This is a genomic window from Candidatus Pristimantibacillus lignocellulolyticus (genome assembly GCA_023639215.1).
Taxonomy (GTDB): domain Bacteria; phylum Bacillota; class Bacilli; order Paenibacillales; family Paenibacillaceae; genus Pristimantibacillus; species Pristimantibacillus lignocellulolyticus.
Genome location: CP097899.1, coordinates 2,085,813 through 2,098,587, shown reverse-complemented (window position 1 = coordinate 2,098,587; position 12,775 = coordinate 2,085,813). Strand labels below are relative to the sequence as shown.

At 36.9% G+C, this 12,775-nt stretch carries 15 protein-coding genes; all 15 read right to left on the bottom strand.

The genetic code is table 11. The features are described from left to right. Positions 1-39 precede the first annotated feature (39 nt). Entirely contained in the window at positions 40-1,146 is a 1,107-nt protein-coding gene (locus tag NAG76_08880; GenBank protein URN96309.1) for a helix-turn-helix domain-containing protein, read from the bottom strand. A gap of 487 nt (positions 1,147-1,633) precedes the next feature. Further along, positions 1,634-3,163 (bottom strand): AMP-binding protein, encoded by a 1,530-nt coding sequence (locus tag NAG76_08875; protein ID URN96308.1) that lies wholly within the window; start codon positions 3,161-3,163, stop codon positions 1,634-1,636. 3 nt (positions 3,164-3,166) lie between these two features. Continuing rightward, the gene (locus tag NAG76_08870; protein URN96307.1) at positions 3,167-4,012 is read right to left on the bottom strand and encodes an SDR family NAD(P)-dependent oxidoreductase; all 846 of its coding nucleotides are present in this window, start codon (positions 4,010-4,012) and stop codon (positions 3,167-3,169) included. A 127-nt stretch (positions 4,013-4,139) separates the two neighbouring features. Next, positions 4,140-5,480, bottom strand: a complete 1,341-nt coding sequence (locus NAG76_08865; protein ID URN96306.1) for an FAD-dependent oxidoreductase — start codon at positions 5,478-5,480, stop codon at positions 4,140-4,142. Between the two features lie 58 nt (positions 5,481-5,538). Next, on the bottom strand, positions 5,539-5,961 hold the full coding sequence (gene arsC, locus NAG76_08860) for an arsenate reductase (thioredoxin) (protein URN96800.1): 423 nt from the start codon (positions 5,959-5,961) through the stop codon (positions 5,539-5,541). A 7-nt stretch (positions 5,962-5,968) separates the two neighbouring features. After that, complete coding sequence (gene arsB / locus NAG76_08855; GenBank protein URN96799.1) at positions 5,969-6,952, bottom strand: ACR3 family arsenite efflux transporter; 984 nt, start codon at positions 6,950-6,952, stop codon at positions 5,969-5,971. Positions 6,953-7,020: 68 nt separating this feature from the next. Further along, positions 7,021-7,329, bottom strand: coding sequence for a metalloregulator ArsR/SmtB family transcription factor (locus tag NAG76_08850; protein URN96305.1), 309 nt, complete (start codon positions 7,327-7,329; stop codon positions 7,021-7,023). Between the two features lie 97 nt (positions 7,330-7,426). Beyond that, the gene (locus tag NAG76_08845; protein ID URN96304.1) at positions 7,427-8,131 is read right to left on the bottom strand and encodes an AAA family ATPase; all 705 of its coding nucleotides are present in this window, start codon (positions 8,129-8,131) and stop codon (positions 7,427-7,429) included. Positions 8,132-8,216: 85 nt separating this feature from the next. Next, a complete protein-coding gene (locus NAG76_08840) occupies positions 8,217-8,651 on the bottom strand; it encodes a GNAT family N-acetyltransferase (protein URN96303.1) in 435 nt (144 codons plus the stop codon). 287 nt (positions 8,652-8,938) lie between these two features. Then, positions 8,939-9,871 carry an SDR family NAD(P)-dependent oxidoreductase gene (locus tag NAG76_08835; GenBank protein ID URN96302.1) on the bottom strand — a complete coding sequence of 311 codons (933 nt, stop codon included), beginning with the start codon at positions 9,869-9,871 and terminating at the stop codon, positions 8,939-8,941. Positions 9,872-9,936: 65 nt separating this feature from the next. Continuing rightward, complete coding sequence (locus tag NAG76_08830; protein ID URN96301.1) at positions 9,937-10,506, bottom strand: TetR/AcrR family transcriptional regulator; 570 nt, start codon at positions 10,504-10,506, stop codon at positions 9,937-9,939. Between the two features lie 240 nt (positions 10,507-10,746). After that, positions 10,747-10,902, bottom strand: a complete 156-nt coding sequence (locus NAG76_08825) for a small acid-soluble spore protein P (protein ID URN96300.1) — start codon at positions 10,900-10,902, stop codon at positions 10,747-10,749. Between the two features lie 31 nt (positions 10,903-10,933). Further along, positions 10,934-11,110 (bottom strand): hypothetical protein, encoded by a 177-nt coding sequence (locus NAG76_08820; protein ID URN96299.1) that lies wholly within the window; start codon positions 11,108-11,110, stop codon positions 10,934-10,936. After that, entirely contained in the window at positions 11,107-11,454 is a 348-nt protein-coding gene (locus NAG76_08815) for a hypothetical protein (protein URN96298.1), read from the bottom strand. The genes NAG76_08820 and NAG76_08815 overlap by 4 nt, the downstream gene beginning before the upstream one ends. 167 nt (positions 11,455-11,621) lie before the next feature. Further along, positions 11,622-12,725, bottom strand: a complete 1,104-nt coding sequence (locus NAG76_08810; GenBank protein URN96297.1) for a DNA alkylation repair protein — start codon at positions 12,723-12,725, stop codon at positions 11,622-11,624. Between the last annotated feature and the right edge of the window lie 50 nt (positions 12,726-12,775).

The window sequence follows — 12,775 nt, the reverse complement described above, 5'->3', positions numbered from 1 at the left end:
AATCACATCGTAAGCATAATCAACTTTTCTAAACCTGACTTATAGTTTCAAATAATGCTTCAAATTAGCGACTATCGCTGTAAATTCCTCATCGTCTTTCAAGCTTTCGAATAGAGGTGAATTACTTATACTACCAAGCAAATCTTTCTTAATGGACATCTCATCACGAGGTGCTTGTGAACCTAGATTAATATTTCTATCAATCCATTCATCTAGTAAGTAATAATATTTATCTCCACGGAGTGTAAGTGGGAACTCAATATCACAACAGCTTCGATAATACTTTCTGACCATCTCTAATGCTTTATCATTTCTCTGCTGCATAATATAACCCATTGCCGCCTTCAAATAAAAAACTAATCCAGCATTAATATTCAACTGTTTTACTTGAAATAGCTCTAGCATCGCTTCAATCCGATGCACCGTTTCATCATAGTGTTTAATATTATCTGTTTCCATTAATAAGCTTTCGGTAGCGCTGGAAATTGTACCGAGCATATATTGATACATACTGACTTGCATTATTTCTTTTGCTCTCTCGGTTTGACCAGTCATACCTAATGCTGTAGCAATAAGCTGCTCTTTACCATAGTGCACGCTAACGTCATCTCCTAAAATAAGAAGTACTTCTTCAGGTTTGCCTGTAAGTAACATCACATAAGCCATGATCATTTCTGCTTCATGTGCAAGTTTATAATCGTTACTTAATGCAATAACTCGTTCACATAGCAGTAAAACTCGTTCTAATATCTTAGGTGGATCTTCTGAAGTCTGGTAATAATTCAAGTACAGTTGAGCCATCTGTAATATTAATGGAAAACATGCGTAATATTCTGAAAGTAATTCTTCTATTTCTAACTGAACCTGCTCAAAAGGTTGTTCGCTAAATTTCTTTGCCAATTGTGCATATACATTCTGGATATGTTCCTTTGTCATTTGCGGTTCGTAGCCAAGTAAGGCATCAATGGAGATGTTGAAATACGTCGCTAACTTTGGAAGCAGGGTAATATCGGGATAACTTGATCCTTGCTCCCACTTTGAAACTGCAGCCTTTGATACTCCGACATACCCCGCTACCTGTTGTTGCGTAACGCCCATCTCTTTTCTTCTTTGTACAAAGATACTGGAGAATTGAAAGTTTTGCATCGTATCCCTCCTACAACTTTTCGTGTAATTATTGCAACTTCTACTCCTCGAAAAGTTACTTCGGAAGCATAATCTTCTATTTACATATTAGTTCATTACTTAATGTAATACTAACGAGTATTCGTGTACTTCAGTGGATTTAATCAACTAATGGTTTACTTCTTTTAAGTTCTATTTTCTGCTCTTCTCAGCATATTACAACTTGGAAACCGCTAACGATCCGAACAAGATAAACTTTATAAGCCAAAATCAATTCCTATATTTGAGATAAAAATAAGAGAACATCACAACACCTCATTGTATATCTGTTATATCTATTATATAACAGATATATAATATATAACAGTAAAAAACCATCAAATGAGTATCAAAATTTGTTATTTTTAATTTTCCATAAAATAAAGATAAAATAAAAGTCTATTACAGGATCATAATATGACCGCGAATAGACTTTTCTTCAACATCACTATTTAGTTTATCTTATCTATTATTGCAATTGCTTTTTATCCAGCTTCCCAATAGCTGTATAGGGCATTTCTTCAACAAAGATAATTTCCTTCGGAATCTGAAACCGTGCTAACCTCGAGCGTAACCAAACTTGTAACTCCTCTGTTGTCATTGCAGCATAAGGGATCAACTGAACATAAGCCCTCAACCGTTGACCAAATTGCTCGTCGCTAATGCCAACTAATGCCGCAGTTTCTACGTCGGGGTGCGTAAGCAAGATTTGCTCTACTTCAAATGGATAGACATTCTCTCCCCCCGAAACGATCATACTGTCTACTCTGCCACTTAAGAAGTAATAACCTCTCTCATCTTGATAACCTAGATCACCCGTCTCAATCCAAGATGAATTGCCACTTCCTCTACTAAATTTATTACGAATACACAGTTGTCCTACTGTACCAGTTGCCACTTCCCTATATCGCTCATCTAAAATCTTCAACGGAACGCCCTCTATTTTCCTACCTATCGTATTAGGGGAATAGACTAGATCCTCTGGCTTTGCAATAACAGTTAAGCCTGCTTCAGAGGTTCCATACAAATTGTATAATACATTTCCTAATTGATTAATCGTTACTTTGACTAACTTTGGATTAAGCTCTGCGCTGCCTGACACAATACATGTAAGAGATTTAAGTGCCTCAGCGTTAGTCATCAACATTTTATGTAACATAAGTGGAACAACTGATATCACTTGTACCTGTTGCTTGCTAATTAACTCACATGCTCGCTCGGCATTGAACTTACGCTCGATAATGACTTTCTTTCCTATAGCTCCAAACATAAGCAAAATCGCTATTCCATATCCATGAAATATAGGTGTAGCAATATATACATTATCGTACTTAATAAGTTTCAGCCTTGAAAGTAACGCGACAAACGGGTCTAAATAGTTGAATAGGGATGGCTTATGTAATGCTTCTTTCGCATTTCCTGTCGTTCCACCAGTTAATATGACTAATTTACCTGAGCTAGTACGGATATTATGATTGTGATTATACTTAGACTGTAAATTATTAATGGCTGGTAATTTTTCATCATAACTTAGCAGTTTGGCTTTGTTGTATGTGGATTGTTCAACGATTAAACTAAACTCGTGATCATAGATAAGGAGGTCAAAATCTTTACGATCCAGTAGATTATGTAGCTGATCCTTACTTAAGTCTGTATTTAATAGATAGAGATCGGCACCTGAATATGAAACTGCATAAATAGCTTTAACTAATGAAGTATGGTTTCTACACAAAATACCGACCTTTTTGCCCTTTGTAAGCTCAAAATATTCTCGCATAGTTAACGATAGTTGCTTGGATTGAGTGAACAATTGATGATACGTTAACGTCTCTTGCTCATCGGCAATAGCCATTCTGTCACCGTATGTTTTTGCAGAGAAAGAAAGCAGTGCTATTAGGTTAACACCGTATTTATTAATGTTATTAAATAATCGAAAGATCGCTACAGGGGAAAAAAGTTTAATGTTATAAAATATATAGAAAAGCTTATATATTCTCATGTTCTATCCCCCTTTTTTCTTCACCTTGATTGAAATGTAAGTTTCCAACCATCTACTAAACAGAACAGAGGAAAGCTGTCCAATAATTAACCACCATGGTTTATATGTTTTCTTCTTTGTATACATACAATTACATATGATCGCTGCCGCATGTTGTGGAGACATGGCAGGAGACTTTTCATAAGATACGGTTGGTACTATCATAGGTGTTCTAACTAAAGGAAGATAGATCGATGTGGTTGAAATCCCACAGTTGTTGAGTTCGGGAGCAGCAGACCTTAGCCAGATGTCAAAAGCAGCTTTTGATGATTGATAGGCCGCCCAGTGAGGGAATGGGTACAACATTGTATTGATCGTTGAAATATTAATAATATGTCCTTGCTTCTGCTCAAGGAGCGGCTGAATCGATAGTATGAGCTCCACAGGAGCAAAATAATTGATTGCCATCGTTCGCGTAAAATCATGGTATCGTTTCAATGATTGAAGAATTGGTCGTCTAATCGAATGTCCAGCATTACTAATAAAGATATCCAGCCCATCTGGCAACAGATTCAGAACGGTTATTACCCGCTCAGTATCTTCTTTATTTCTTAGATCTGCTGACAATATTTTGACCGTAGCCTCTTTCATCTCAATTTTCCGCTTCATTGATTGAAGCTTATCTTCGCGTCTAGCTACAAGGATGAGTTGAACCTTTATATCAGCTAACATATAAGCAAGTTGCTCGCCAATTCCAGAACTTGCTCCAGTGATAAGTACCGTCTTCCCTTTTAATTCTCGCTTGAGCTTCTGCCTATTAAGAGATGTTCGTGGAAACATGAGATGTTCAAGAAAACTATAGCTATGCATGAAGACTCCTTTCCAACTTGTGGTCAGTGTTATCTGACTTTCTCGAAAGACTCGTCAATGGCATTTAATATCCTTATCATAACAAAACACCAACTATTATAGTAGTTGGTGTTTTACTAAATTTATACTATGGATTTAGACAACAAACTCCAGTTGCTGGTAACTCCAATTGAAGTTGCTGTGAACCCTCTATATCTCCACATAAATAGGCAGTAATAGAACGGACTTGTTCATAGCCTGTTGCCATCAAGAAAGTAGGTGCTCTACCGTAACTTTTTGATCCCACAATATAAAAGTTATCCTCAGGATGACGTAGTAACTGTTCTCCATGAGCTGGTACAGTTCCGCAACTATGCATATTAGGATCTATAAGATTAGCAAGTGATGATACACTTTCCGTAGCAGCATCAATGGCAATTCTTAATTCACTATTCATAGTATAATCAGGTCTGCTTCCCGTATTAACTATTACTCTGTCAAATCCAGATAGTATTGCCACTTCATCCTTCCAAGTGCCGTGTATCATTATTTTCTCGCTTCGTTCAATTTGGTTCACAAAAAATGGGTTAACAACTTCTACTTTACCACTATCTATTAATTCATGTATCTGTTTGCCAAGGTTACCACGTTCCATTAATTCATCTTTTTCTTCTCCACCATATGCATGTTCAACTTTTTCTTTGCGAATAAGCCAATATATCACTGTATCTGGATACTCCTTAATTACTTCACAAAGTTGAATCAGTGAATTTATTGCAGAATGACCACTACCTATAACAGCAATTTTTCTACCTGCATACAATGACTTTTCCTTCGCTATATTAGGTATTCCATACTCAATATCATCTAATAGTTGCTTTTCCGATGGCAACCATACTCCATTCGACTTTGCGGGATTAGGATTTCCCCATGTGCCAGATGCATCGATGACTGCTCTAGCAACAACACTTGAAATCTTACCGTTGTTCTCTACATAGACTTCAAATGGTTGCACAGTTCGTTCCATTGACTTCATTCTATCGTTATCCATTCTCGCTATGGAGATAACTGTAGAATTGGTCTGAATATATGGTGAAATACGATTATGCTGCGATAATGGCGTCAAGTATTGTTCAATTAATTGCGAGCCTGTTGGTACCTCATCTTCTAACGGCTCATTCCAATTCATTTCTTGCAGCAATATCTTTGCAGCTTCATCTAAATTATATTTCCACGGTGAAAATAATTGCACATGACGCCATGTTTCCACATTGTGCGCAATCGTATTACCCGCTTCTATTAATATAAAGTTTTGTTGTCTGACCGTTAACTGGGCTGCAGCTGCTAAACCAATAGGACCACCGCCAACAATTAAAATAGGCAGATCTTTATGAGGAGATGTCTCTTCGGATGTATCACAACAACTTGTTGCTACATTTACATTCGATGAACAACATAGATTAATCGGCTTATTTATTTTTATTTTCATAAATAGTCTCCTTCTCTATATCATTGAGTTCACAGCAATCATTGTAATAAAACCATCATTATGACTTAAGTTCTAACACAAATTGTTGTATTCTCTCAGCAATTGCATCTCTAACTGATTGGAATACTTTCCATTGCTCCTCTTCTGTCCCGATAGCTTTGGCAGGATCATCAAAGCCCCAATGTTCACGTTGAACATTAGCTGGAGTTAAAGGACATTTATCAGCAGCATCACCACATAATGTAACGACTAATGTCGCAGCCTTTAAAATCTCTTCATTAATTGTATTGGAAGTTTGACTCGTAATATCAATACCTACTTCATTCATAGCTTTAATCGCTTTTGGATTAACACCATGAGCTTCAATACCCGCGCTTTTAACGACCCAATCAGCTGGTAAATACTTTCTAGCCCAACCTTCGGCCATCTGACTACGACATGAATTACCCGTACATAAAAAATATAATGTTTTCATATTAATTCTCCTTTCATCGTTCAGTTTGAAAGTATTTATGTTTCCAGCGAAGCGCAACACCTACAAGTAAAATTAATACCGGTACCTCAACTAACGGTCCTATTACTGCAGCGAATGCGGCTCCAGAATGTAATCCGAACACTGCAATCGTTACTGCGATCGCTAATTCAAAATTATTACTAGCAGCTGTGAATGATAAAGCAGCCGTGACTCGATAATTAGCACCTATTTTACAGGATGAAAAGAACGATACTGCAAACATAATAATAAAGTATATAATAAGTGGGATAGCAATCCGCACAGCATCTAGCGGTAGTTCAACAATCGTTTCACCTTTAAGCGAAAACATCATCACAATCGTAAATAGTAAAGATAATAACGTTAAAGGAGAGATTTTATTCAGTACTTTATATTTGTACTGTTCTTCTGTCATCTTCTTCAAGCAAAGATATCTAGTTAGAAATCCGGCAAGGAACGGTATTCCCAAATAAATGAGTACACTCTTCGCAACTTCCCATACTGAAATGCTAATGGAGAAGTTATCTATTCCAAACCATCCAGGCATCACATTAAGAAACAGTACCGCTAATATTGGATAGAAGAATATTTGAAATATCGAATTAAATGCGACTAAACCTGCAACGTATTCTCTATCTCCTTTGGCTAAATCATTCCATACAATTACCATCGCAACACATCTAGCCAAGCCAATCATAATTAGGCCCGCCATATACTGTGGATAGTCACGTAAAAAAAGAATGGCTAAGAAAAACATAAGAAATGGACCTAATATCCAGTTTTGAACGAGGGAAAGAATAAGTATCTTTACATCCTTGAATACTCTCCACATTTCCTCATACTTCACTTTAGCAAGAGGTGGATACATCATGATCATAAGTCCAATCGCTAGCGGGATATTTATTGAACCTACTGTCACCGTATCCAATAAATGATTAACATTCGGTACGAGTAGACTAATGATTACACCGACGACCATTGCTATGAAAATCCATAACGTTAAGTAACGATCCAATACGGACAACTGTTTACTGCCTGCATTATTACTCACTTTGCTTCGCACCCCGACTCACATGAACATACATCTCTTTCATCTAATTGAGATAAGATGGATTGCATAACTATTGTTTGTTCTTCCACCAGACGATAATGTTTCCATGTGCCAAGCTTTCTTTCCGTAATAATTCCTGCTTCTTTTAACTTTTTCAAATGTTGGCTTACTGCTGGTTGCGATATATCTAGTACGGGAACCAAGTCACATACACAGACTTCGCCTTTCTTTAAGCAACTAAGTAATGTCAAACGATTAATATCTGCTACAGCTTTTAGTTGTTTCTCTAATAGTACGTTATCCATCATCCCACTCCTTTATATAAGTATATAATAATATACTTATATATTGAATTCAAGCTATTTATAATCTAGGGAATCTGATTAATTATAGCTTGGAGAATTAGTCATCAAATACTTCACTTAATACCTTATCTTTATTTTCAAGAAAACGTCTAGTTATAATATAATGCAGCGTATCTTCATATCGAATATTCTGTACAGGTTGCGCATCAAAATTCAGTATTTGTGCATTGGGATAGCCAAGTAAGATTGGAGAATGTGTAGCTATAATAAACTGAGTATCATTCTCCATCTCTCTAATAATTCGTAATAGTGCCAACTGTCTCGCAGGTGAAAGAGCCGCTTCGGGTTCATCCAATATATATATTGCCTGTTTACCAAATCGATGGCTGAATAGAGATAAAAATGCTTCTCCATGTGATTGTTCGTGTAAAGAGCGACCACCATAATGTCGCAAACTCTCCGGCATCGTATCAAGGTGTGAAGCAAAATGGTAGAACGTTTCTGCTCGCATAAAAAAACCATTTGTAACTTTGGGCATCCAAGATAACCGCATATGATCACCCAACACAGAGTGTGAAGCATCTACCTCATAGCTGTTATTCTTGCTTCCACCTGCCGTATTGAAGCCACACTGGTACGCTATTGCTTCAAGTATCGTTGACTTCCCTGAACCATTCTCTCCTACAAAGAAAGTTACGTTTTTCTCAAATTGTAGTGCTCCTAAACTTCTAATAGCTGGAATGGTAAATGGATAGTTATTGATATTCGTTTTATTCATAATCTCAAGGCTACGCAAAAACATATGATCACCTCTTAGTTACATCTAAAGTTACATTAATATCTAATTTTATCTATTGTAAATTAACAGTGTTATCTTGTGCGATCACCTATTTTAATTCTTTTTGCATCGTTACATGAGGGATATTTTCTTCAATAAAAACGTCCGATATAACGGAGTATCCTAGCTTCTCATAAAATGGTAAAGCATGTACTTGCGCACCTAACTTAACGCTACTCAACTGCTTTTCGCGTGCAATCGTTTCTAACGCGTCCATAATACACTTTCCTACACCTAATCCTCTTGCTTGTTGAAGTGCACATACACGTTGGATTTTACCAACACCATCTTTGCCACTAATTCTACCAGTACCAACTGGTACTCCATCATGCATCACAAGAACATGCGTACACTGTGCAGAAATTTTGTCATAATGGTCTTTCTCAATCTCAGCATCCACACCTTGTTCATCAACAAACACTTTAAATCTAATAGCAATCGCTTCATTCAATTGCTCCATCGTTTCTACCTTAATCCAATTCATCGTTAATCCCTCTATCTGTAACTTATTATTATTTATCGAATATACGACGAAGCAAACTCATAGATATCAAAGTCCACATTCTAAACTACATATTATAATGGAGGTTCAAAATGTGGGCTTTCAGAACCAAGAAGATGGCCCACAGCGAAAACGAGTAGCACAGCGTACGTTTTGTGTACGTGAGCACACGCAGGCTTTCGATGGGGGACATCTTCGACGTCGATTAATCATCATCAGCATACTCATCGTTATCAAAGTCCGCATTTTGAACTACCTTTATATATATATTAGGCGTTTTTCTTTATCCAGTCCATCGTTACCCTCAAACTCTCCATCCGATTCGTGTAAGGAAGAGTACCTAGTGCTTTTTCTAGTTTCGCCGAGTTCAGGATGACAGGCGTTTCTGTTAGGTACATCATTTCTTTTTGCTCACGCATAAAAGAGGAGAACAATGCTAGAAAAGCAACATGCGTAGATGTGGCCACACGAATCTTAGGACGATATCCTACTAATTGTTGTAGTAATTCCGCTAGCTCTTCTCCTGTTACTTTCAGGCAACCTGGTATGTTCCAATGTTGATTGAATGAAGTAGGATTAAGGGCAAGGGTGACTATACTTTCTGCTACATCAATAGTGTAAGCAAACTCACGTGTTACATTCGTTCTTCCTACAAAATAAGCAGCTTTGTTCTGGACAGCTCCTTGCAATGTGCCATACAGTATCGTATTTTTCGCATTTGGCCCAAATACATCTGGTACATGTGCAATTAAATAAGGAATTCCACTTTCTTGGACCAACATTTCCATTTGCAATCGAAGTTTCCCTTTTTTCGTATGTGGCATTTTTATTATATCTTCAACTACTGCTTGAGGTTGTTTGCCGTATGCATAGATGTTATCAGCAAAGATAAATTTGCTTCCACTTATCTTTGCAGCTTCTAACATATTAACTAAACATGGAATATGCGTTTCATTCCATTGTTGATATGGGAAGCTTACCGCATGAATCATCGTATCAATCCCTACACATGCATCAAGTAAATTTTGTACATTCAATACATCTCCAGCTACACATGTTACAAGCGTATTATGACCAAACATTGATTGTAGTTTATCCGCACCACGCGCAAAAGCTACAACTTCAATATTTTGCTTCGTTAATTGTTGGACCAATGCATAACCAATACCACCTGTTGCTCCTGCTACTAATACCTTCATCATCGAAAACACCTCTTTCCCTTTAATTAACCACTGGTCAATAATCACGAAAATAATAGCTCTAGAACCTACTCTAGAGCATCTAATAAAAATTTGGAATGCATGATTGCAGTTTCCTTGGCTTCATTATAATTTTCAACTCCGCCATGAAAAAATGAAACAAAACCATGTAAAGAAATAAATACTGAATATATTTTAGCGATTGATAGTTTCTGCTGATGAATTTGCTGTAACGTTTGAGCAAATTGCTCATAGCTTTCATTAGCAGCTTTTTGCGCAAGAGGATCTACTTCATTGTTGCGCATCATAAACATAAATTGATACTGACTCTGATGATTCAAACCAAATTCAATAAAACCAGTAAACACTGCCATTGTTTTAGATCGAGAATCTCCTTCTGCAAGGAAGGCACTTTTCAATAACGCATTCACTTCATCAAAATACTGTGAAATGACTGCATAAAATAATTCTGCCTTGTTGGCAAAATGATAATATATTGCACCATGACTACAATCAAGTTCTTTCGCAATGGCTCTCATCGATACGTGATGATAATCTTTATTTAAGAATTGTCGATTAGCTTCTGCAATAATGATTTCTTTCGTGAGTTCTTCTACTACTTTTTTTCGTGCTGCCACTAGATATACTCCTTTATTGACCACCGGTTAATTTTATTATACCAAATTTTCCCCTTATTGCAATATGTATCTTTCATTCACCCCCTTTCACTATTTATGAGGATGGCACAATTGATTATCAGCTAATAAATAAACCGAACTATTATACGAAATACTTTAAGTAATTTCGTTATAGTTCGGTTTTCTTGTTAAAACCTTATGAATTTCTAGCTTTTTGCTTTCGCTACGACAAAGACTAAATTAGTGATGTCCTGCACCCTCTGAGGGAGCTGAGTGAGAGTGATTTTTATTTTTCACTTTCTTAGATCCTGAAAGTGGCTCATTACCAGGATTAGATGGTTTGGCATGAGTGTCCGCATAATGAGGATTTGCTGGTGCGTTTTTATCTTTATTCATCGTAATTCTCCCTTCAAACGATTAATTGCATCTATTCGTTTTGTTCCGTTTCATATGCCTTTTTGTTATAGTGCAACGAGTCACCATTCAAATTGTCCATATGCTGTTGATTTAATTGTTGGTTACCATGTGCATCTAGATCAGGTTTTTCTAGTTCTTTCACAACATTTTGCAAGTTCTTATCTATTCCTGGGATGGATTTGGTCATTGTTTGGTCACTCCCTTCAAACTCTGTGCACATTCACGAATGTGTCTTGTATAATCTTTAACTAATGATTGAATAATTTCTGTTTGCTCATCTGCATGTACATTCGCTTTTTCTACATCAATGAATTCCACATGAATCTCACGATCATCGACATACTTCACTCTAAAATCGAAGGAATAGTGAGATCGACCATCATCCTTAATGTGAATCAATAACGTATCAGCAAACTTTTCATCCGCTTGAATTGAACATTCACCTGATGGCTTAATAAATTCAGGAAGAGCATCTTGCCAAGCCTTAACTAGTGTTTTGGCATCAATTGTAAGCACGTTGGTATTACTCATTAATATCACCTCCATAAGTATTATGCCGTTGTGAGATGAGTGATATGCATGTCAATTTTACGCTACAAAAAAGAGAAAACCCTCAGATAGCTTCACTTTTAATAAAGTGTTTACTATTTGAGGGTTTTGCTTAGTCTGTTGAGATTGAATTACAATTACGTACTAATTTACACTTTAAGTAGCAATTCAGTTGCGGCAACCTCTAAGCCGTTAACCAATAGCACAATGCGATGTTTACCCGGATAATGACGTCGTGTAGTTAGATCAGACCAACGATGAGTTCTATTAGCCTGAAGACGAGTCCCTCCTACTACCGTTTTATCAGATAACAAAAATTGTTTACGAGATACTTTTCCACCTGATTTCACAAAATCAATTCCGTACTCAACTCTGATGCGAACAGGATCACCATCTCTTACAAGCAGCTTATATCCTAATACACACTCTTCGCCAATAGATAACGTAGCTCGATCTACCACAAGCACAGCATCCTCGATGAGCGCACACTTATCGGAAGATTCAGCATATCCGAATAAAGAGAGTACTTCAGGATCAGCTTTTCGAATCAAAGTTCTACAACTATGTCTAACGATCCAATCCGTATCTTTATTTTGTCCAAGCCATCGACGAGCAATTTCAATAACTAACTGAGGATGATCTTTGGCAATATCATTCAAATTGTTAGCGACACTTTTACGTACATAGAGCGATGAATCACTCTTTAACTGTTCCAGTATTTCAAGAACGGGCGCTGGATCTTTTTTGAACATGACGAGTGCTTGTCCCCACGGAAGCCTTGGTCTGCATCCCTCACTTGCCAATCTTCTAACATGTTCATCAGCGCTATTGGACCATTCCATCATCTGTTTCATCATCCGCTCTGGATCACGTATAATAAATGGTCTAACTGCAAATTCTGCCGAAGATTGAGAAGTGAACTTCTCTAATGCCAACATAGATAACTCCCAATTCTCAACGTCTTGCCCATATACTTCAACGAAATCAGGAAGAATAAGATAAGGAAAGCCACTACATGATTTATTAACAACCAACAATATGTTAATGGCATCAGCATATGTTTCCGGTAAGCATGTTCCAAGTGATAAAGTAATTTTACGAATTCTTTCTTTCAGTGCAAGTCCTTCCCACTCATCTACCAAAACATTACCTACAAAAGCATCAATTGAAAATGGTGAATAGGTCGCTTGAATAACTCTACCAAACTCTTGCAAAAAGTTTTCGTTGTACATATTTTTAAGTGGTTCTGCCATAGCTAAGCCTCCATTTAGTTTCGCTTTTCCTATATTATACTATAGGGCTT

Coding starts and splice junctions, on each gene's coding strand:
- NAG76_08840 (URN96303.1), bottom strand. CDS start 8,651: ATGAATTGGATTAAGGTAGAAACGATGGAGCAATTGAATGAAGCGATT.
- NAG76_08875 (URN96308.1), bottom strand. CDS start 3,163: ATGAGAATATATAAGCTTTTCTATATATTTTATAACATTAAACTTTTT.
- NAG76_08845 (URN96304.1), bottom strand. CDS start 8,131: ATGTTTTTGCGTAGCCTTGAGATTATGAATAAAACGAATATCAATAAC.
- NAG76_08870 (URN96307.1), bottom strand. CDS start 4,012: ATGCATAGCTATAGTTTTCTTGAACATCTCATGTTTCCACGAACATCT.
- NAG76_08810 (URN96297.1), bottom strand. CDS start 12,725: ATGGCAGAACCACTTAAAAATATGTACAACGAAAACTTTTTGCAAGAG.
- NAG76_08825 (URN96300.1), bottom strand. CDS start 10,902: ATGAATAAAGATAAAAACGCACCAGCAAATCCTCATTATGCGGACACT.
- NAG76_08820 (URN96299.1), bottom strand. CDS start 11,110: ATGACCAAATCCATCCCAGGAATAGATAAGAACTTGCAAAATGTTGTG.
- NAG76_08865 (URN96306.1), bottom strand. CDS start 5,480: ATGAAAATAAAAATAAATAAGCCGATTAATCTATGTTGTTCATCGAAT.
- arsB (URN96799.1), bottom strand. CDS start 6,952: ATGGTCGTCGGTGTAATCATTAGTCTACTCGTACCGAATGTTAATCAT.
- NAG76_08880 (URN96309.1), bottom strand. CDS start 1,146: ATGCAAAACTTTCAATTCTCCAGTATCTTTGTACAAAGAAGAAAAGAG.
- NAG76_08850 (URN96305.1), bottom strand. CDS start 7,329: ATGGATAACGTACTATTAGAGAAACAACTAAAAGCTGTAGCAGATATT.
- NAG76_08815 (URN96298.1), bottom strand. CDS start 11,454: ATGAGTAATACCAACGTGCTTACAATTGATGCCAAAACACTAGTTAAG.
- NAG76_08835 (URN96302.1), bottom strand. CDS start 9,871: ATGATGAAGGTATTAGTAGCAGGAGCAACAGGTGGTATTGGTTATGCA.